The following is a 20,162-nucleotide window of genomic DNA, read 5'->3' as shown; positions in this document are numbered from 1 at the left end:
CCATCAAAGCACACTCCGCATTCCGCGCCATATTTTTATCAAGAAAAATGTTGCGACCAACACCAAACCAGTGAGCCCTATGGCCAACGGATAATTGCCATAAATCCAGTTTCCTGTGGCAAAAAGGCAACCGTATACCAAAATACAGCCCACGATCATGGCCAATACACCCGATGGAACCGTCCATTTTTCATTACCGTCGTCCAAAGAAACCCCTTCGGCTTTAGCTTCTTCATGAATCTTTTTCCAACCAGGACCTCCCGGTTTTGTGATTTTGTAGAATCGGTACAATACCTTGTTTTCTTCAGGCTTGGTTAAAAAGGTCGTTGCCAACCAAAGTATCGTGGTTATAAGCACGACCAGTGGAAATTTGCTCCAACCTGGAAATGGTGCTGCTTCCGACAAAAAGAGCGCATCTTCGTATTGCCAGAACAAAATGGAAATGATTCCTGATGAGAACATGGCAACGATTTCACTCCATGCATTGATTCGCCACCAGAACCATCGCAATAAAAAGATAAGCCCGGTTCCCGCTCCAAACATGATAATGATGTCGAACAATTGCGTCGCATTGTTAAGTTCCAAAGCAAACAAGCTACTCAAGACCATCAAAATAACAGTGGAAATCCTTCCCACGTTGACCAATTCTTTTTCTGAAGCGTTTTTGTTGATTTGTTGTTTGTAAAAATCATTCACAATATATGAGGAACCCCAGTTAAGATGGGTCGATATGGTTGACATGTAGGCCGCTCCCAAAGAAGCCATTACCAGACCCAATAGGCCAGTGGGCAACATGGTTAGCATGGCGGAATAGGCCAAATCGTTTTTAAGGATGTTTTCGGGCACATTGGGAAATGCTTGGCGAATACTCTCCAAATCCGGGAATACGACGATGGACGCCAATGCCACCAAAATCCAAGGCCAAGGCCTTAGCGCATAGTGCAAAATATTAAAGAAAAACGTGGCCCCGATGGCATGATTTTCATTTTTGGCTGCCAGCATTCGTTGGGCGATGTAGCCTCCACCGCCTGGCTCGCCGCCCGGGTACCAAGCACTCCACCATTGTACGGCCAAGGGAATAATCAAAAGGCCAATCAACGCCTCAGTATCTGAAAAATCGGGAAGAATGGACATTTTTTCCTGCACTTGTGCATTGGCCAAAATATTGTCCAAACCACCAACTTCGGGCATATTTACCAAATAGACCGCTGCTCCAATAGCACCGCCCATGGCAACAAAAAACAGCAGGAAATCGGTATAAACTACCCCCCTAAAACCACCTACGGCGCTAAATATTACAGTAATGGTACCACCTAGAAGCACAGTTTCAACAGGTTCCAGCCCCAGCATTACCTGTCCGATTTTAATGGCTGCCAAAGTTACGGCCGACATGGCCATTACATTAAAGACAACACCCAAATATAAAGACCGGAACCCTCTTAGGAAATGTGCAGGCTTTCCGCCATATCTTAGGTCATAAAACTCCATATCGGTGGAGACGTTGGATTTCCTCCAAAGTTTCGCGTAGACAAATACCGTAAGCAAACCTGTGAGCAAAAAGGCCCACCAACCCCAGTTTCCGGAAACTCCGTCGGTACGTACAAAATCCGTGACCAAATTGGGGGTGTCGGTAGAGAATGTGGTGGCCACCATGGAGAATCCCAAAAGCCACCAAGGCATGCTACGGCCAGATAAAAAGTATTCTGCTGTGTTTTTTCCTGATTTTTTGGATACGTAGATTCCAATGAAAAGGACTATGGCGAAGAATCCAAAAATGATGATGTAATCTAAAAGTTCTAGTTTCATTTGTTTAGTTTGGCTGGAGCTAAAGATAGGTTTTTTGAGTTAATTTTGTAAACCAGAAAAAAGTCTTCATGTTTCTTTCCACATTCTCAGATATTTCCGTTGCTGCATGGATAATGGCCGCTACTGCTGTTTTCTTAATGGGAGTTTCCAAAGCAGGGCTCAAGGGAATGTCCATTTTTAATGTAACGCTCATGGCATTGGCATTTGGTTCCAAGGCATCCACCGGGCTTTTTATTCCCTTGTTGATCGTGGGGGATACGTTTGCCGTGATTTATTACAATCGACATACCCAATGGAAGTATATTATAAAATTTCTTCCCTGGATGATTTTGGGTATTCTTATTGGTGTTCTGATTGGAAAAGACCTGCCCGAACGGGAATTTAAATGGGCTATGGTTGTGGTGATATTTATTAGTTTGGGCATGTTGGTTTTTTGGGACCGTAGAAAGTCCAAAACGGTGCCCACCCAATGGTTGTTTTCTGGCTCCATGGGAGTATTCGCAGGTATTTGCACGATGATTGGAAATTTGGCCGGGGCTTTTACCAATATTTTCTTTTTGGCGATGCGATTGCCCAAAAATGAATTTGTGGGCACGGCAGCCTGGTTATTTTTTATCACCAATCTGTTTAAAATGCCTTTTCATGTTTTTGTTTGGAAAACCATTACGGTGGAAAGTCTTTTAATCAATTTAAGATTGCTCCCAGCTATTTTTGTTGGTTTGGTTTTGGGTGTTTTTTTGGTGAAGAAAATCAACGAAAAAAACTACAAACGCTTTATTTTGATTGTGACGGCGATTGGTGCCGTGGCGATTTTGTTTAGGTAGAAGATCGAGTACCATAAATAAAAAGAAGGTGTCTAAAAAAGCTTGTTGCCTGTCAGTTCGAGCCCTTCGGCTACGCTCAGGATAAACAAAAGTCGAGAACTTGAATTTATGTTGATAATCAATGGGTTTCGACTGCGCTCAACCTGACAAATCCAAACTTTTGTTGCTTTTTAGACACCCGCTTCCTTCTATTCAATTACATAAACTTGCTATTCCGAAGCACCTTCGTAAATGGCGTTAAAGATTAATTTGTAAGTTCCGCGAGGTTGCGCCCTAAACTGCGGACGGAACGCAAACAAAATGGCCGATCCTTTTCCGTATTTAGCTTTAACCATTGCAGGCTTTTTGGCAATATATTTATCTTCTCCCATGGCCCAACCGCTCATTAATAGATCTTTGGCGGCATAGGTTGCGATTACTTCGACATCGGGTGCGGGTGCGTCTTTTATATCTTCTACACCACCTTCACCTTTTTTGCTTTGTTTGTTAATGGTGAAGGCCCTACTTCGGTTAAATGAAACGGCAACCGTGTCTTTCATGCCAAAAGCCAATGGGTGCGAAGTATCCACACCGGCTTTGATCAAAGATCCCGGGATAAAGAAATCTTTGCTGTCGGTACCCGCTACGGCATCGCGCAATGGCAATCCGAATTGTTCGATCACAAAATTGCTGGCAGCATCAAAAGCGATTAACGTTCCACCTTCTTCCACATAGTCACTAAGGGCCACTGATCCTTTAAGGCCGATTCCGCCCGTGAATTTTTCGGGCATGCTCAAGTTACTGTGCCCGTGCAAAATGGAGCTTGGCCTTTGCGACGGAATAATGATGGCATCATACTGGGAAAGGTCTTTGGTTTTAATATCGGCATCGTGCAGGGTGTCCATATCAAACTCATATTCGTCCATTACAAAACGCGTCCATCCTTCATCCATATTGGCTACCCAAGACTTGTACAAACCTACTTTGGGCAGATGGATTTTTTTCAATTGCACCTCTGGTTTGGCGGACAATCCTGTAAACTCAAGCCCGTATTCGTCGGCCAAGGATTCCATCATCTCTTTTTCTCCAGAAACAATATAGGATCCTGCGGGGAAAGTTTGCTTGCCAGCTTTGAACTCGGTCATGCTTTTGTATGCGGTTCCCCCGGCTTTCAGCACTTTGTTTGTGGCCACTACCGAGGCGTTGGTGTTAACGCTAAGGGCATATCCAAATGCACCATTTCTGTTTACGTCACCTTCGTAATAGTTTACAAGATCTGTGACTTTTTCGGTGGGTGCGCTGAACGATTCGGAAATTTTGTCCACATCAATCCCCATTTGCATGGGCAAGGTCCATCCGGCCAAATCGTATGGTGTGTCCGGAGGTCCTCCTGGATATTGAAAACGCGTTGGATAATTTTGTTTTTCCATGAGGTCCATCAAGTAAGGTCTAAAGGCTTGTGCCGTGTAGATTATATAAGATCCCTCTTCGTATTCTTTACCGTTAACCGTAAAATCTCTGGTCGCTTTTTCAATTTCGATGCCACCTCGGAGCAACACATTTACCAAGTTTACGGCCTCAAAAGAATCCCATTGTTTTTTACTGATGATGTAGGCAAATAAACCTTCGGTTTTGCCTTTTTCAACAGAAGATTTACCCATTTTATAAATATTGTGCAGGTAGTTGCTCTTTCGGTCGGCGGCTAGGTCCAATGTGGCCCAAGTTGCCGTTAACATATAATCTACGGCATCCCTAAAATGGGATTCGCCCCCTTTCCATGGGTCTGGGTACATAATATCGGTTCCATCGGTTGGTGTGCCACCGGCAACGGTTTTGGGCAATTTTTCGGGGTCGTAGAACCTAGGGGTGGGAGTGGTGTGGCCTGTTTCGGTTAAAATACCGATCATGTTGTGGTAATAGGGTACGGTACGTCCTCCACCGTTCCAGAACATGGTATAAAAGTTATCGGCAATGGCGCCGGGCATATTTTCAAGGGAAAAACGCTTGGTCATGGCGGAACCCACCTCGCTTACGCCAGCTGTGATTGCCGGATGAATTCTCGGGTTTACCGGGTCAGCGTATGGAGGGAGCGAAATCTTTGTCCAAGAAGGAGAAGATTGGTGATGGTTGTACACAATTTGTGGATACCACTCGTTGTACAGTATTTTGGTAACATTATAGGTTTCCGGCATAATGTTCATAAACCAGTCCCTGTTGTTGTCGTGGCCCATATAGTAATGGTACAAAATCGGGGGACGTGAAGTCTCATAAGCAGTGCCTTGGTTTTTTCGGTACCAATCCACAACAATATCCAATCCATCGGGGTTCATTACCGGCATTAAAAGGGTAATCACATTTTCCCTGATTTTTTGCATTTCTGCTGTTTCAGATGTCGCTAGGGTATAAGCCAGTTCGGATGTCATTTGTCCGTGGGCCAGCTCCGTGGAGTGCATTCCACCATCTACCCAAACAATGGCTTTTCCTTCTTGTGAAAGTTTAACGGCCTCTTCGTCGTCAACTTGAACGCGGGCAAGTTTGGTGCTGATATCCTTCCACTTATCAAGCTGGGCTAAGTTTTCTTCCGTGGAGATGAACAATAGGTACATTTTACGACCTAGAACGGTTTCTCCAATTTCGATTTTTTTCACCCTATTGGAGGCAGCGTCCAATTGGGACAAATAATCTTCAATTTGGGAATAATCGGCCAGTTTGTAATCGGCTCCTACCCTAAATCCATATACATCTTCGGGGGAGGGGACTGTTTGTGCTACGGAAAAAGCAGCACAAGACAAAGCCATTGCCGCGGAGAGCAGCAATGTTTTGAGGTTTGTAGTTTTAGAAATCATTTTTTTGAGTTAGTTATAATTTGACTGAAATTTAAGCATTTGTAGCGAGGATATTAAATTCAGTCAATTAGAATTGTTGTGGATGAGGTTTTTTGATGGGTTTATAATCTAGCGTTGGTAAAACCGACAAATCTTTATTTCCCCAAATCAGGTTTTTTACGGGTTGTCTTTTTTTCTGCAGTTTTCTTTTTGGACCGCAATCGTTTTTCTATGGAGGATTTGGTGCGTTTGGTGGGCTTTCGCTTTTTGGGTATGGTGAGTGCTTTTTTCAAAAGTTCAAAAAAACGTTTTACCACTAAGTCTTTGTTTCTGTGCTGGCTTCGGGCTTCATCACATTGAAGAACCAAAGTACCGTCATTAGTGAGTCGAGAATGGAGCTTTAGTTGAATCCGTTGTTTTTCTCTGTCGGAAAGTCCTTCGGAAGCAGGAATATTGAAAGTAAGTTCCACTTTGGAGGAAACCTTGTTTACATGTTGCCCTCCGGCCCCGCTGCTGCGCATGGCCTTAAACTGTAACTCCCTATGTATTTGTTTTTTGTCCAACCTGAAGTCTCATGTTGATGGTGTCCAAAGATACATTAAGAAAAATAGGAACGCCATTCGCTTGTTTTTTCTGTGTATTGAAAAAAATAACGGTTCCGTCTTCTGTTTTACCTTCGTTAAGGTAGTGGCTTCCTTTAAAAAACGAGTTTGTAACCTCAACTTTTAGCCCAGAGGCATCGGAAAATTTGAACTCGTGGGGATACACCAGTACCGACCTATCGATTTGTGCGTAGGACTTTAAAAGTTTCATGGGAACTTTATTTACTTGTCCAAACAATGAGGCCGTGTAGTAATTGGGCGGGTTTTTATATAAATCTTGGGTGTTCTGGTTGGCAATAATGTTGCCTTTTTCCAAAATTAGGGTGCGTTCTGCAAAGGGCAGCACATCATTTGGGTCGTGACTTGCGGTTAGTACAGTTATCCCCTGTTTTTTGAGGTACAAAAAGAGATTTCTTCGGAGGGAATTGCGCTTAAAGTTATCAATATGGCCAAAAGGCTCGTCCAAAAGGAGAATCTCGGGTTCCTGCGCTAAAACCCGAGCTAGGGCCACCCGTTGTTGCTGTCCACCGCTAAGGTATTTTACCTTGGTCTTTGCATAGGGCTTCATTTCAATCAACTCCAAAAGTTCGTTGATGCGTTCTTCATGTGTTTCGCGTTCGAACACGGAAAGGAACTGACCAATGTTCTCCTCAACAGAAATGAAAGGCATCAGGTCAAAATCCTGAGCCAGATATTTCATGTACGGTTCACCGGGAACCAGATTAAAGTTGGGCCCCAATGCTTCTATATCGCCCCAAAAAACCGAACCTTCCTCTACATGAAGCAATCCGTAGATAATTTTTAATATGGTGCTTTTTCCAGAACCACTTTCGCCCATCAAGGCAACATGTTCCCCTGGGGCCACTTCAAAAGAAATGTCCTTTAAAATATTTTGGTCGTTATAACCGAAGGAATCTACTTGGACTTTTAACATAAATATAAAGGGCGTGTATATCTAAAATATGTCAGGTTGAGCGCAGTCGAAACCTAAATTGGTTTACACGTGTTTTGTTCTCGACTGCGCTCGAACTGACATTATGGTGTTTGAGCAATTGTTTATGGATTTGATCAATCTTTAAACTCCTTGAGCACGGCCTGGTTGGGCAATTCATCGTATCCCATATTATAAAAAGTAAACCCAAAGATATCAGCATATTGCTCAATGGTTTTACTTACGGGCGTTCCCGCTCCGTGGCCGGCATTGGTCTCGATTCGGATAAGGGTAGGTTGATCACCAGCTTGTTTTTCCTGTAATTCTGCAGCAAATTTAAAGCTGTGCGCAGGAACCACACGGTCGTCGTGGTCTCCGGTTGTCACCAAAGTAGCCGGATATGCTGTTCCTTCTTTTACGTTGTGCACTGGGGAATAGCCTTTAATATATTTAAACATTTCCTCGCTGTCCTCGGAAGTTCCATAATCGTAGGCCCATCCTGCTCCTGCGGTAAAGGTATGATAGCGCAGCATATCCAATACACCCACGGCTGGCAATGCCACTTGCATTAGGTCGGGACGCTGGGTCATGGTGGCACCTACCAATAAACCTCCATTGGAACCACCTCGGATGGCCAAATATTCTTTGGAAGTGTACTTGTTGTCAATCAAATATTCAGCAGCGGTAATAAAGTCATCAAAAACGTTCTGCTTTTGAAGTTTGGTGCCTGCAATGTGCCATTTTTTACCGTATTCTCCACCTCCCCTAAGGTTGGGAACGGCATATACACCGCCTTGCTCCATCCAAACGGCATTTACAATGCTAAAGGACGGTGTTAAACTAACATTGAAACCGCCATAACCATAAAGGATGGTGGGGTTTTTACCGTTAAGCTCGGTTCCTTTTTTATAAGTGATGATCATGGGCACTTTGGTGCCATCTTTTGAGGTATAAAAAACTTGTTCTGATTCATAATCATCTGGATTAAAATCAATTTGAGGTTTCCAGTATTGCTCGTATTCGCCAGTCTCTACATTGTATTTGTACAACGAGCCGGGCGTGTTATAATTGGTAAAGGAGAAATAAAATTCTTTGTCTTCTTTCTTGCCACCAAAACCTCCTGCGCTTCCTACGCCGGGCAACGCTACTTCGCGGACCAAGTTGCCCTCATAATCATATTGAAGCACTTTGGAAATGGCATCCACCATATACTCGGTAAAGAGATAACCTCCGCCCGTTCCAGCGGTCAATACGTTTTCGGTCTCTGGAATCAAATCTTCCCAATTATCCGGGGTTGGGTTTGCAGCATCAACTACCACTACTTTTTTGTTGGGAGCCTCTCGGTTGGTTACCAAATAAAGCTTGGACCCTTCGTTGTCGATAACGTAAGTGTCGGAATCGGTATCATCCAAAATGGTGATGAGTTCAGGATTGGTTTTGGAAAGATCCATCATAAATAATTTGTTCCCAGAAGTGGAAACGGATGCCGAGATGAACAAGTATTTTTGATCCTCGGAAACGGAACCACCTACGTAACGGTGTTTTTCTTCTGGAGTGCCGCCAAAAATGATGCTATCTTCGGATTGAGGTGTGCCCAGTTTGTGGTAATACAATTTATGCTGGTCCGTTTTTGCGGAAAGTTCGCTTCCCTCCGGTTTATCGTAGCTTGAATAGAAAAAACCATCATTTCCCTTCCAAGAAATTCCACTGAACTTGATATCGACCAAGGTGTCCTCTACAATTTCTTTGGATTTGGCATCGATAACGATGCCCTTGCGCCAATCACTTCCGCCTTCGGAGATAAGATATGCGGCTTTGGAACCGTCTTTGGTGAAACTAAGGCCCATTAAAGATGTGGTGCCGTCTTCGGAAAAAGTATTGGGGTCCAAAAAGACTTCTTCTTCACCATCACCCTTTTTTCGGTAAACCACATATTGGTTTTGCAGGCCGTTGTTTTTGTAGTAATAGGTATAGTCACCTTCCTTGAACGGGGAACCCACTTTTTCGTAGTTCCACAGCTTTTCCAGTCGGTTTTTTAAATCTTCCCGGAACGGGATTTTGTCCAAATACCCAAAAGTGACCGTATTTTGCTCTTTTACCCAAGCTTCAGTTTCTTTGCTTCGATCATCTTCCAACCAACGGTAGGGGTCGGGGACTTCGGTTCCAAAATAATTATCAACGGTGTCAACTTTTTTGGTTGTAGGGTAGTTCACGGTTATGGGCTCTCTTTTTTTAGTTTCTATTTGGCAGGCTGCAAATAAAACCAGTACAGCCAACAGACTTATGTTCTTCATGTTTTATCGGATTGATTCCGATAAAAATACCATAAAAGACACAAACCAATTGGCTGTAATCGCTGCTTTAACGTATTTTATGAAATTGCCTCGGGAGTGTTGTTGGAAACCAAATTGTTCTCCACCAAATACTCCGCAATCTGCACAGCATTGGTAGCGGCCCCTTTTCTTAGGTTATCCGCCACAATCCACATGTTCAGCGTATTGGGCTGGGTTTCGTCCCTGCGGATACGGCCTACAAAAACATCGTCCTTACCATTGGCAAAAACGGGCATGGGGTAGGTATTGGTGTCCGGGTTGTCCTGAACCACAATTCCTGGAGTTTCACTTAGCAGTTTTCGAACTTCGGCCAAATCAAAATCGTTGTGGAATTCCACGTTCACGGATTCCGAGTGTCCACCAGCCGTTGGAATACGAACTGCGGTAGCAGTTACGGAAAACGTACGGTCGTCCAATATTTTTTGTGGCTCACGGGCCAGTTTCATTTCTTCTTTGGTGTAGCCATTCTCCAAAAACACATCGCAATGGGGTAATGCATTGCGGTTGATGGGATAAGGATATGCCATTTCGCCTTCGATTCCGGCAGCTTCGTTCTCCATTTGCTCCACGGCCTTAACCCCCGTTCCCGAAACGGATTGATAGGTAGAAACCACCACACGTTTCATCTGATACTTTTTGTGCAGCGGGTCCAACGCCAATACCATTTGAATGGTGGAACAGTTGGGATTTGCTATAATTTTGTCCTCTGCGGTAAGTTCACTTGCATTGATTTCGGGCACCACCAATTTTTTGGTCGGATCCATGCGCCAAGCGGAGGAGTTATCGATTACCGTGGTCCCCGCTTCGGCAAATTTTGGCGCCCATTCCAACGAGGTGTCGCCACCTGCCGAGAAAATGGCAATATCGGGTTGGGCCGCAACGGCATCAGCCAAACCGATTACGGTATGCTCTTCATTTTTATAAACCAGTTTTTTGCCCACGGAACGCTCCGAGGCAACCAACAATAATTCTGAAATAGGGAAGTTGCGTTCTTCCAATACTTTCAACATGACCTCGCCTACCATTCCGGTGGCTCCAACTACTGCTACTTTCATCGTAAAATTATTTCTTGTCGCAAAGGTACTTTAGTCAGCGGTTTAAACAAGTTTTTTCTTTATGAACAATCAAAAAATAACAAAGTGTTACAAATAAAACAACCATCAACATGCTAGCGAAACACATTGATGGTTTTTAAAGGTTATTGTGATGTAGCGGGGATACCGAAATGTTCGGTACCAACGATTTTTATTTCTTCAACAAATCGCGGATTTCTGCCAAAAGCTCCTCTTGGGTTGGTCCCTTTGGAGGTTCTGGGGCAGGCTCCTCTTTTTTCTTCATTTTGTTTACGCCTTTTACAACAAGGAACATGACAAAGGCAACGATTATAAAGTCGATGACATTGGTAAGGAATGCACCGTAGAGCACGGCTATTTCCCCAACGATTTCCCCAGCATCATTGGGCGTACCTTCGGTAATCACATATTTCAAATCGTTGAAATTTGAATTGAACAACAATCCGATCAAAGGGGAAACAATGCCTCCCGTGAACGAAGAAACCACTTCTTTGAAAGCGGCACCCATGACGAAACCTACGGCGATATCCACCAGGTTCCCCTTCATGGCAAATTCTTTAAACTCTTTTAAAAATCCCATTTTATAGTTGAGTATTGGTTAATCGTAAACAAATTAAGCAAAAAAGATAATATTAAGCCCCGATAAGAACTCTTTTTACCCGTTGGGATATGGCGGTGAGAATCTCGTATGATATGGTGTTTGCCGACGAAGCAAAGCTTTCCGCAGAATTGTTTGGACCGAATACAATAACCTCGTCCCCTTCTTGGCAGTCTATTTTTGTTACATCTACCATGATCATGTCCATACAAACATTTCCAATGATGGTTGCTTTTTCACCATTGATCACAACAAAACCTTTACCTTTTCCATATTGTCGCCCAATGCCATCTGCATGGCCTATGGGGAGTGTGGCACTTTTTATGGGTCGTTTGGATTTATAGGCCCGGTTGTACCCTACGGATTCGTGGGCATCAATTTGATGGATTTGTGAGATGGTGGTTTTGAGTGTGGCCACAGGTTTTAATTGTGCATCCACTTTGGCTTGATTGCCATAACCGTATAGGCCGATTCCGCTGCGTACCATTTCAAACTGCGCTTCGGGATAATTGATGATGCCCGAAGTGTTCAACATATGCCGCATTGGGGCATATCCCAGTATTGAACTTAGGGTATCGCTTACTATTTTGAAGGAGTTGATTTGCTTCAAACTAAAATCACGTTCATTGGTGTCTTCAGAAGCGGCCAAATGTGAAAAAGCCGAAACTATTTTGATGCATCCGTTGCGCTTCGTTTCCTTGGCAATAAAATCAACATCATCCTCAGAAAAACCCAAACGGTTCAATCCTGTATTGAATTTAATGTGGATAGGATAATCGTTTTGTTGCTTTTCTTTGGCGGCTTCAAGAAATTGATTCAAAATATTCTTGGAATAAATGCTGGGCTCCAAGTGGTGTACAATTAAATCTTCAAAGTTTGAAGCAAGAGGATGCAACACCAAAATAGGTGTTTTAATTCCTGCTTTGCGTAATAAAACACCTTCGCTTACATAGGCAACGGCCAAATAATCGACACCCATTTGTTCCAGTTTTTGGGCAATGGCAATCATATCGCTTCCGTAGGCAAAAGCTTTAACCACCCCTAAAAATTTGGTTTTTGGTTTTGTTTTGGATCGCAAATAGTTGTAGTTGTGTTCCAAGGCCGAAAGATCTAAAACCAAGGTAGTTTCTCCGACCTTACTCATTGGATTTCTTTTTTTGGGTGCCCACTTCTTCCGATTCCACATCCATTTCCTTTATTTTTTCGCGCAGCATGGCCTTGTAGAATGCGGCCCTGCTCAAGGGCTCGTATTCCTCAGTTTCGCCCAGTAGCACCAAATTGTCGTTAAGGGATTTTCTAAAACTGTAGTTCGCCAAATTCCCGGTTCGGGTACATACGGCATGTACCTTGGTCACATATTCTGCCGTTGCCATTAATGCGGGCATGGGGCCAAATGGATTTCCTTTAAAATCCATGTCCAGACCAGCGACCACCACACGGACCCCACGGTTGGCCAAGTCGTTGCATACGGTCACGATTTCATCGTCAAAAAACTGGGCCTCGTCAATGCCTATTACATCGCAATCGTCCGCCAATAGACGAATGTTGGCTGCGGCCGGGACGGGGGTGGACCTGATTTCGTTGGAATCGTGGGATACGACCATATCTTCATGGTAGCGGGTATCCACAATGGGCTTGAATATTTCCACTTTTTGTTTGGCGAATTGAGCCCGTTTCAGTCGTCGGATCAATTCTTCGGTCTTTCCCGAAAACATGGAACCGCAGATAACCTCAATCCATCCAAACTGTTCTTTAGGGTTTACTGTGTTTTCGAGAAACATACCGTATTTTTGAAAGAAATTGTTTGTTTTCCCGTTATATTGGGACGACCACAAAGCTACTAAAAAATTGCCCCCCTGTTTTCAATAAGATTTTAACCTTTTGTTGATAGGGTTTTTGCAAAATCATTATATTTTTATAATAAAGAAGAAAAGCTATGATACGGAAATTGAGGGAAGAGTTGATTAAGTTGTCCACTGAAATAATCACAGCAAGGGAGGATACCGATCTTGCGGCACTTTATAAAAAATCGAGAGAGATTTACGAAAAGCTGGCCGTGTTGAAGTTTATTGATGAAAAATTGAGCGATGTTGAGGTAGATGTTTCCCAAAACGTGATAGCCTCAAGGTTTGAAAAAATGGCCAATGCCGTTTTGAGCGGTAACACATCGGTGCCCGAGAGCAATCCACACAAGGAAGATATTATGACTCCAGGCATGGATACCATTAAGGACATGGTTTCCGAAATGCCCTCCAATGCAGATTTGGAACAGGTGTTTGCCGAGTTCGTGGCCAAGCCCGACCTTATGAAAAACGACAAAGATGAGGTGACACCCAATAAGGGTGCCAGTGCATCTTCTAAATCAATCAAGCCCAAATCCTTAAATGATCGACTTGGCAAAGATTTTCAGGTAGGGCTCAACGATAAACTAGCATTTGTAAAACATCTGTTCAATAACGACATGGAAGACTATACCCGTGTTCTCTCTCAACTCACAACAATAGATTCGGAGGAACGTTCCATCGCGTTTATCAACAATATGGTAAAACCCGAGTATAATAATTGGGAGGGCAAAGAAGAATACGAAGCCCGATTCTTGGCACTTATCGAGAGAAGATTCGCATAAATCCGATTTTCAATTTTATTTTAATAGGAAGAAGACCGTAACTTTGGTGTATGGGAAAGCTATACTTGGTTCCAACACCAATAGGAAATTTGGATGACATGACACTTCGCGCCATTAAGGTGCTCAAGGAAGCGGATGTGGTTTTGGCGGAAGATACCCGAACCAGCGGCAAATTGCTCAAGCATTTTGAGATCAATACCCCTTTGCAGAGCCACCACATGCACAACGAACATAAACAGATTGATGGCTTGGTGCAAAAAATGAAAGAGGGTACTACCTACGCCCTAATCTCTGATGCGGGTACCCCCGCCATTTCCGACCCCGGGTTTTTATTGACCCGCGCTTGTGTTGAAAATGATATTGAGGTAGAATGTTTACCGGGAGCCACCGCTTTTGTGCCCGCTTTGGTAAATAGCGGTCTGCCCAACGATCGCTTTGTTTTTGAAGGGTTTCTCCCAATAAAAAAAGGTCGCCAGACCCGGCTTTTGGAACTCGCCGAAGAAACCCGAACCATGGTTTTTTATGAATCTCCCCACAAGCTACTTAAAACCTTGACCCATTTCGCTGAGTATTTTGGAGAGGACAGACCTGTTTCTGTATCTCGTGAATTGACAAAGTTGTACGAGGAGACCGTTCGGGGAACCGCAAGCGAAGTGCTGGAGCATTTTACCGATAAACCACCCAAGGGTGAGCTTGTTATTGTGGTTGGAGGCAAAAAATAGTTGTTAACTTCAACAAAACTTTACGACCCATTATATAAAAATGGATCATCTACTTTCTCAAATCCGAAACTGTTCCGTTTGCCAAGAGCACCTGCCCTTGGGTCCCCGCCCCATTGTTGCTGCCCACCCCAAATCCAAGATTGCCATTATTGGGCAAGCACCCGGTACCAGGGTGCACCAAACAGGTGTTCCGTGGGACGATCCCAGTGGAAAGCAACTCAGAAAATGGTTGAATGTCGCGGACGAGCAATTTTATGACGAACAACTTTTTGCTTTAGTTCCCATGGGTTTTTGCTACCCGGGAAAGGGAAAATCTGGGGATTTGCCCCCGAGACCGGAATGTGCCCCGTTGTGGCATAAAGCTTTGGTTAATCAAATGCCTGACCTAAAACTTACTATTTTGATAGGCCAATACGCCCAAAAATATTATTTGGGCAATACCATGAAAAGAAACTTGACGGAAACGGTGAATAACTATCAGGAATATTTGCCCGATTGCTTTGTGTTGCCCCACCCATCGCCCAGAAATCGGTTTTGGTTGAGTAAAAACCCTTGGTTCGGTAAAGATGTACTACCGGATTTAAAGAAAAGGGTTTCAACTAGCCTTATTTCTTGAGCATAGTCTAATATTTAGATCCATCGTGCTTTCCTTTTTCCCAACCCACTTCGCCTAAATATTTCTGAGCACTTTCCACGGCGCCATCTTCAATGGTTGTGCCCATGGAGTCGTTCCAGCGGTTAAGAAACCCAAAAAGAGAGATAACCCCCATCATTTCAACTATTTCACCGTCATCCCAAAACTGATGCAAGCGTTTTTTTATATTCCCATTAACGGTGTTTGGTACCTGCGAGGCAGCCAAAGCAAAGTCCAAGGCTACCCTTTCTGCTTCAGAAAAGGCTTCATGTGTTCTGTACTCCCAAATATTGTCCAGTTGTTCTTGTTTGGCACCGTACCTTTCTGCCGCTCGAATAGCATGGGCCTGGCAATACCTACACCCTGTTGCGTTACTGCTTACCCAGGCAATCATCCGTTTTAGTGCTGAAGTCACCCTGCCCTCATTGGCCATCACCGCTTTGTTAAGGTTAATAAACGCCTTGGAAATCGCCGGCCTGTGCTGCATGGTCAAAACGGAATTGGGACAAAACCCAAGGGTTTCGTTAAAGAATTCCGCCAGTTGTTTGGTTTCTGGGTCGTGATTAGGGGCAAGGGGGGATACTAAAGCCATGGTTGAGTTATAAATTGTATTTTTGAACTCCACAAGAAACAAAAATTAAACTTCATGACAAATCACATAACTACCAAATGGTTGGGTGAAATGGCTTTTGAGAGCAACAACCCATCCGGACATACTGTACGAATCGACGCCGGGGAAGAAAGTGGTGGCTCTGCTGCAGGATTGCGCCCCAAAGCCCTAATGTTATCCAGTTTGGCCGGTTGTTCCGGTCTTGATGTGGCGTCACTAATTAAAAAAATGAAATTGGATGTGGATGATTTTAAGATTGAGACCATAGCCAACCTTACCGATGAACATCCAAAACATTACGATTCCGTTGTTGTTGAATATCACTTTACGGGTTCCAACCTCAATGAGGACAAACTCCAAAAAGCTGTGGACCTTTCCGTGGAAAAATATTGCGGGGTCATGGAAATGTTCCGAAAATTTGCCAAATTGGACATCAAGACGATTTTTCATCATAAATAATTCGTCACTTCGAGTGATTCTGATGCAATCGGAACTGTATCGAGAAGTGATTCAATAAATGAAATTGTCTTATGTTTACATCTTAAATGGTTCAGATGGAACATATTATACCGGCATTACCTCCAATCTTGAAAAACGAATGTTTGGGCATACAAATGGTAAGCACAAAGGGAGTTATACTTTTTCAAGAAGGCCTGTAGAATTGGTTTTCTATGCAAAGCTCACCAATATTGCTTTGGCAACCCAAAAAGAAAAACAGATAAAGAAATGGTCAACAGCCAAAAAGGAAGCCCTCATAAACGGTAAATATGATGCATTGCCCAATCTTGCCAAAAAGAAGTTTCAATAAGCCGTTCTCGATACGTTACGAAAATTTTTCGAAACACTCGAACTGACGGTGCTCAAAAAATTGAAAAACCATGCGCTGGACCATAAAACCAAAACATGCACAAGAGGCCATAGACCATCTTTCCGATGCATTGAAAGTAGAAGACCTAATAGCACAGCTATTGCTTCAAAGGGGCATCACCGATTATGAAGGAGCCAAAGCATTCTTTCGGCCAGAGCTGTCCCATTTGCACGACCCTTTTTTGATGAAGGGTATGGGCAAGGCCGTGGAACGGATTCAACAAGCTATGGCCAATGAAGAAAACATATTGGTGTATGGAGATTACGATGTGGATGGAACCACTTCGGTGGCCTTGATGAGCTCCTTTCTGATGGAAACATACCCGAATGTGGCCACGTACATTCCCGATCGTTACTTGGAAGGGTATGGAATATCCTTTCAGGGAATTGACTTTGCCGCGGACAACGATATAAGCCTTATTATTGCCTTGGATTGTGGAATTAAGGCAATCGACCAGATAAAATATGCCAAGGAGAAAGGAATAGATGTGATTGTGTGCGATCACCACAGACCGGGAGGGATATTGCCCGATGCCGTGGCGATTTTGGATCCAAAGCAAGATGATTGTGCATATCCATACAAAGAACTCTGTGGATGCGGGGTCGGTTTGAAATTGATTCAGGCTTTGGGATCTAAACAAGGCAAAACTATTGATGATCTTTTACTTTATCTGGATTTGGTAGCCACTGCCATTGCTGCCGATATTGTGCCCATTACGGGAGAAAATCGTGTGCTGGCTTATTATGGATTGCTCGTGATCAACGAAAACCCAAGAACAGGTATAAAAGCGCTGATCGATCAGACCAAAAAAAGGGAACTCACCATTACCGATGTGGTCTTCATCATTGCGCCACGAATCAATGCTGCCGGACGTATGAAGCACGGTCAGCATGCCGTTACTTTACTTACCGAGACCAACTTTGCCCAAGCAAAGCAGTTTGCTTCCGAGATAGAACTGTTTAATACCGAGCGACGAAGTTTGGACCAAGAGATTACACAAGAAGCCCTAATTCAAATTCAACAAAACCAGGAAGAGGATAAATTTACCTCTGTGGTTTATAATGAAAATTGGCATAAAGGGGTAATAGGCATTGTGGCTTCACGCCTTACCGAAACCTATTACAGGCCCACGCTGGTCTTTACCAAAAGTGGGGACAAATTAACGGCTTCGGCCCGTTCCATAAAAGGTTTTGATATTTATAATGCACTCGAAGGCTGTTCCGATTGTCTGGAACAGTTCGGAGGGCACATGTACGCAGCAGGTTTGACGCTCTTGGAAGAACAGTATGAAGCGTTTAAAGCACAGTTTGAAAAAGTGGTGTCGGAAACTATCGACCCACAACTTCTACAACCTGAAATTTCAGTGGATGCCAAAATTGGAATGCATCAAATTACGCCAAAATTAATGCGCATCTTAAAACAATTTGCCCCTTTTGGCCCCGGAAACATGATGCCAATTTTTATGGCAGAAGGACTAAAGGACACAGGGTATGCCCGCTGTGTAGGTGAAGGGGGGAAACATTTAAAATGCAGTGTATATCAGTCCGGTTCCAATCCAATTGGTGGCATTGGATTTAATTTGGGCAATAAAATAGACAAAGTTAAGGGCGTACAATCTTTTGATGCCGTATTTTCGTTGGATGAAAATGAATGGAAAGGAACGGTGAGCCCTCAACTTAAACTAAGAGATATTCGCTAGCTATTTATGGATCCCTACGCTGCCCTCCGCTTTAAGGAATTCAATATATTTTTGATTGTGCGTTTTGCCATGGTATTTGCGTGGTCCATGCAATTTATTGTGATTGAATGGCAGGTGTATTCTTTGACCAAAGACCCATTGTCCTTGGGAATTATTGGGTTGATGGAGGTAATACCAGCGGTGAGCATGGCACTCTTTGCCGGACACATTGTGGATCAAAAAGAAAAGCGAAACCTTTTGATTACCTGTATCGCGGGATTTTCGGTGATAAGTCTTGGACTGTTTTTGTTGAGTTGGCCTGGACTTGAAGATGCTTGGGAATCCAAAACAATCCTGTATTCCATTTATGCTTTGGTGTTTTTGGGAGGCTTTGTACGGTCTTTTTTGGGACCGACCATTTTTTCCCTGATTGCATTGATCGTTCCAAAAAAAATATACCCCAATGCAGCTACGTGGAGCAGTTCCACATGGCAATTGGCATCTGTTTTAGGTCCGGCTTTGGCAGGATTTTCCATTAGTTGGATAGGAGTGCACTGGAGCATGTGCGTTATTTTTGGTTTCTCTTTGATGGCATTGATTTTTCTTTTCCAGATTCCTAGAAAACCCATTATGAACCCGAAACTTGGAGAACCCGTTTTTCAAAGTTTACGGGATGGACTCAAATTTGTTTTTGGAAACAAGGCGATATTTGGAGCGCTTACTTTGGATATGATTGCGGTGCTTTTTGGAGGTGCCGTAGCACTTTTGCCCGTTTATGCCCAAGATATTTTGCATGTAGGCTCCCAAGGATTTGGAATTTTACGGGCAGCACCTGCTGTGGGAGCTTCCATTACCATGTTGGGTTCTACCCGATTTCCATTGCACAAAAATGCGGGCAAAAAATTATTGATGGCGGTTTTCGCCTTTGGAGTCTGTATTATCGTGTTTGGACTGTCGGAACTATTTTGGTTATCCGTAATCGCTCTGTTCCTAAGTGGTGCCGTAGATGGTGTTTCCATGATCATACGCCAGACGATACTACAGTTAAAAACTCCTGACAACATGCGGGGTAGGGTAGCTTCGGTAAACTCAATGTTTGTAGGTTCATCTAACGAGTTGGGAGCTTTTGAAAGCGGAGTGGCCGCTAAACTATTGGGAACGGTCACTGCGGTAGTGTTTGGAGGATGTATGACACTTTTAACGGCAGGAACAACAGCCATTGTTTCACCAACCTTTAGGCGATTGGACCTCCAAAAAGATATTGATGAGCACGAGAAGGAAGATTAGTCGTCCAGTTTCTCCAAGGTCAATTTTTCCCCATCAAAAACAGCATAGGTAAAATAGGAAATCCAGTCTCCGAGATTGGTATAGGTGGATTTTTCATTGAGTTTGACTTCCATCGGCAGATGACGGTGACCAAAAATGAAATGGTCGTAATGCTGCTCCTCCAGCTTGCGTTTGGCGTATAAAATGAGCCATTCCTTGTCCTCTCCCAAGAATTTGGCATCGGCCTCGCCGGAAATCATTTTGTTGTTCACGGACAGATGTTGCCCCAAACGAACCCCCAAATCAGGATGCAACCATTTAAAAAACCATTGGGCAACGGGGTTGGTAAAAACCTTTTTCATCCGTTTAAAACCTTTGTCGTGCGGACCCAATCCATCACCATGGCCAATAAAAAAAGAGGTATCGTTGATCAGGAACTGCTGAGGTTTATGATAAACTGGGATGTTGAGTTCTTCTTCAAAATAACCGTTCATCCAAAGATCATGGTTGCCCACAAAGTAGTTGATGTGGATGCCCATATCGGAGAGTTCCGCCAACTTGCCCAGGGTGCGCGTAAAGCCTTTTGGGACTACGGTTTTGTACTCGAACCAAAAGTCGAAAAGGTCGCCCATCAAAAAAATAGCAGCGGCATCTTTCTTTATGGAATCGAGCCAGGCCACAAATTTTTTCTCACGGGGCAGACTATCCTTTCGGGTGGGGGCACCAAGGTGGTTGTCGCTCGCGAAATAGACTTTTTTGCCTTTGGGAAGTGATATATTGTCCAATG

At 43.7% G+C, this 20,162-nt stretch carries 19 protein-coding genes; 8 read left to right on the top strand and 11 right to left on the bottom strand.

Annotated elements, in window-relative coordinates; translation table 11 throughout:
- Positions 1-3 precede the first annotated feature (3 nt).
- A complete protein-coding gene (locus VM932_RS00175; protein ID WP_326276551.1) occupies positions 4-1,806 on the bottom strand; it encodes a sodium:solute symporter family protein in 1,803 nt (600 codons plus the stop codon).
- 68 nt (positions 1,807-1,874) lie between these two features.
- Between VM932_RS00175 and VM932_RS00170 the strand changes: the two genes are divergently transcribed.
- Positions 1,875-2,630 carry a sulfite exporter TauE/SafE family protein gene (locus tag VM932_RS00170; RefSeq protein ID WP_326276550.1) on the top strand — a complete coding sequence of 252 codons (756 nt, stop codon included), beginning with the start codon at positions 1,875-1,877 and terminating at the stop codon, positions 2,628-2,630.
- 209 nt (positions 2,631-2,839) lie between these two features.
- Here the strand turns inward: VM932_RS00170 and VM932_RS00165 are convergent, their stop codons facing one another.
- From VM932_RS00165 to VM932_RS00130, 8 genes are all read right to left on the bottom strand, one after another.
- On the bottom strand, positions 2,840-5,455 hold the full coding sequence (locus VM932_RS00165; RefSeq protein ID WP_326276549.1) for a M14 family metallopeptidase: 2,616 nt from the start codon (positions 5,453-5,455) through the stop codon (positions 2,840-2,842).
- A gap of 134 nt (positions 5,456-5,589) precedes the next feature.
- The gene (gene arfB / locus VM932_RS00160; RefSeq protein ID WP_326276548.1) at positions 5,590-5,997 is read right to left on the bottom strand and encodes an alternative ribosome rescue aminoacyl-tRNA hydrolase ArfB; all 408 of its coding nucleotides are present in this window, start codon (positions 5,995-5,997) and stop codon (positions 5,590-5,592) included.
- Positions 5,975-6,970, bottom strand: coding sequence for a sulfate/molybdate ABC transporter ATP-binding protein (locus tag VM932_RS00155; protein ID WP_326276547.1), 996 nt, complete (start codon positions 6,968-6,970; stop codon positions 5,975-5,977). Before VM932_RS00155 ends, arfB begins: the two co-directional genes overlap by 23 nt.
- Positions 6,971-7,104: 134 nt before the next feature.
- Entirely contained in the window at positions 7,105-9,261 is a 2,157-nt protein-coding gene (locus tag VM932_RS00150; protein ID WP_326276546.1) for a prolyl oligopeptidase family serine peptidase, read from the bottom strand.
- A gap of 77 nt (positions 9,262-9,338) precedes the next feature.
- Entirely contained in the window at positions 9,339-10,355 is a 1,017-nt protein-coding gene (locus VM932_RS00145; RefSeq protein ID WP_326276545.1) for an aspartate-semialdehyde dehydrogenase, read from the bottom strand.
- A 190-nt stretch (positions 10,356-10,545) separates the two neighbouring features.
- On the bottom strand, positions 10,546-10,953 hold the full coding sequence (gene mscL / locus VM932_RS00140; protein ID WP_326276544.1) for a large-conductance mechanosensitive channel protein MscL: 408 nt from the start codon (positions 10,951-10,953) through the stop codon (positions 10,546-10,548).
- 52 nt (positions 10,954-11,005) lie between these two features.
- Positions 11,006-12,115, bottom strand: coding sequence for an alanine racemase (alr, locus tag VM932_RS00135; protein ID WP_326276543.1), 1,110 nt, complete (start codon positions 12,113-12,115; stop codon positions 11,006-11,008).
- On the bottom strand, positions 12,108-12,752 hold the full coding sequence (locus VM932_RS00130) for a thymidine kinase (RefSeq protein WP_326276542.1): 645 nt from the start codon (positions 12,750-12,752) through the stop codon (positions 12,108-12,110). The genes alr and VM932_RS00130 overlap by 8 nt, the downstream gene beginning before the upstream one ends.
- Positions 12,753-12,907: 155 nt before the next feature.
- Between VM932_RS00130 and VM932_RS00125 the strand changes: the two genes are divergently transcribed.
- Genes VM932_RS00125 through VM932_RS00115 form a run of 3 tightly spaced genes read left to right on the top strand, consistent with a single transcriptional unit; the run spans position 12,908 to position 14,935 of the window.
- The gene (locus tag VM932_RS00125) at positions 12,908-13,597 is read left to right on the top strand and encodes a hypothetical protein (protein ID WP_326276541.1); all 690 of its coding nucleotides are present in this window, start codon (positions 12,908-12,910) and stop codon (positions 13,595-13,597) included.
- A gap of 50 nt (positions 13,598-13,647) precedes the next feature.
- Positions 13,648-14,319, top strand: coding sequence for a 16S rRNA (cytidine(1402)-2'-O)-methyltransferase (gene rsmI / locus VM932_RS00120; RefSeq protein ID WP_326276540.1), 672 nt, complete (start codon positions 13,648-13,650; stop codon positions 14,317-14,319).
- A 40-nt stretch (positions 14,320-14,359) separates the two neighbouring features.
- Positions 14,360-14,935, top strand: a complete 576-nt coding sequence (locus VM932_RS00115) for a uracil-DNA glycosylase family protein (RefSeq protein WP_326276539.1) — start codon at positions 14,360-14,362, stop codon at positions 14,933-14,935.
- A 7-nt stretch (positions 14,936-14,942) separates the two neighbouring features.
- On the opposite strand, the gene VM932_RS00110 is transcribed toward VM932_RS00115, so the two are convergent.
- Positions 14,943-15,545, bottom strand: coding sequence for a carboxymuconolactone decarboxylase family protein (locus VM932_RS00110; RefSeq protein WP_326276538.1), 603 nt, complete (start codon positions 15,543-15,545; stop codon positions 14,943-14,945).
- A 54-nt stretch (positions 15,546-15,599) separates the two neighbouring features.
- Between VM932_RS00110 and VM932_RS00105 the strand changes: the two genes are divergently transcribed.
- From VM932_RS00105 to VM932_RS00090, 4 genes are all read left to right on the top strand, one after another.
- The gene (locus tag VM932_RS00105; RefSeq protein WP_326276537.1) at positions 15,600-16,022 is read left to right on the top strand and encodes an OsmC family protein; all 423 of its coding nucleotides are present in this window, start codon (positions 15,600-15,602) and stop codon (positions 16,020-16,022) included.
- A 58-nt stretch (positions 16,023-16,080) separates the two neighbouring features.
- A complete protein-coding gene (locus VM932_RS00100) occupies positions 16,081-16,371 on the top strand; it encodes a GIY-YIG nuclease family protein (RefSeq protein ID WP_326276536.1) in 291 nt (96 codons plus the stop codon).
- 70 nt (positions 16,372-16,441) lie between these two features.
- A complete protein-coding gene (gene recJ, locus VM932_RS00095) occupies positions 16,442-18,130 on the top strand; it encodes a single-stranded-DNA-specific exonuclease RecJ (protein ID WP_326276535.1) in 1,689 nt (562 codons plus the stop codon).
- A 6-nt stretch (positions 18,131-18,136) separates the two neighbouring features.
- Positions 18,137-19,396 carry an MFS transporter gene (locus tag VM932_RS00090; protein WP_326276533.1) on the top strand — a complete coding sequence of 420 codons (1,260 nt, stop codon included), beginning with the start codon at positions 18,137-18,139 and terminating at the stop codon, positions 19,394-19,396.
- Here the strand turns inward: VM932_RS00090 and VM932_RS00085 are convergent.
- Complete coding sequence (locus tag VM932_RS00085) at positions 19,393-20,151, bottom strand: UDP-2,3-diacylglucosamine diphosphatase (protein WP_428979716.1); 759 nt, start codon at positions 20,149-20,151, stop codon at positions 19,393-19,395. The genes VM932_RS00090 and VM932_RS00085 overlap by 4 nt on opposite strands.
- Between the last annotated feature and the right edge of the window lie 11 nt (positions 20,152-20,162).

Source organism: Flagellimonas halotolerans (genome assembly GCF_035818535.1).
GTDB classification, from domain to species: domain Bacteria; phylum Bacteroidota; class Bacteroidia; order Flavobacteriales; family Flavobacteriaceae; genus Flagellimonas; species Flagellimonas halotolerans.
The sequence above is the reverse complement of the archived record's forward strand: the minus strand, read 5'-3'. Positions and strand labels throughout refer to the sequence as shown.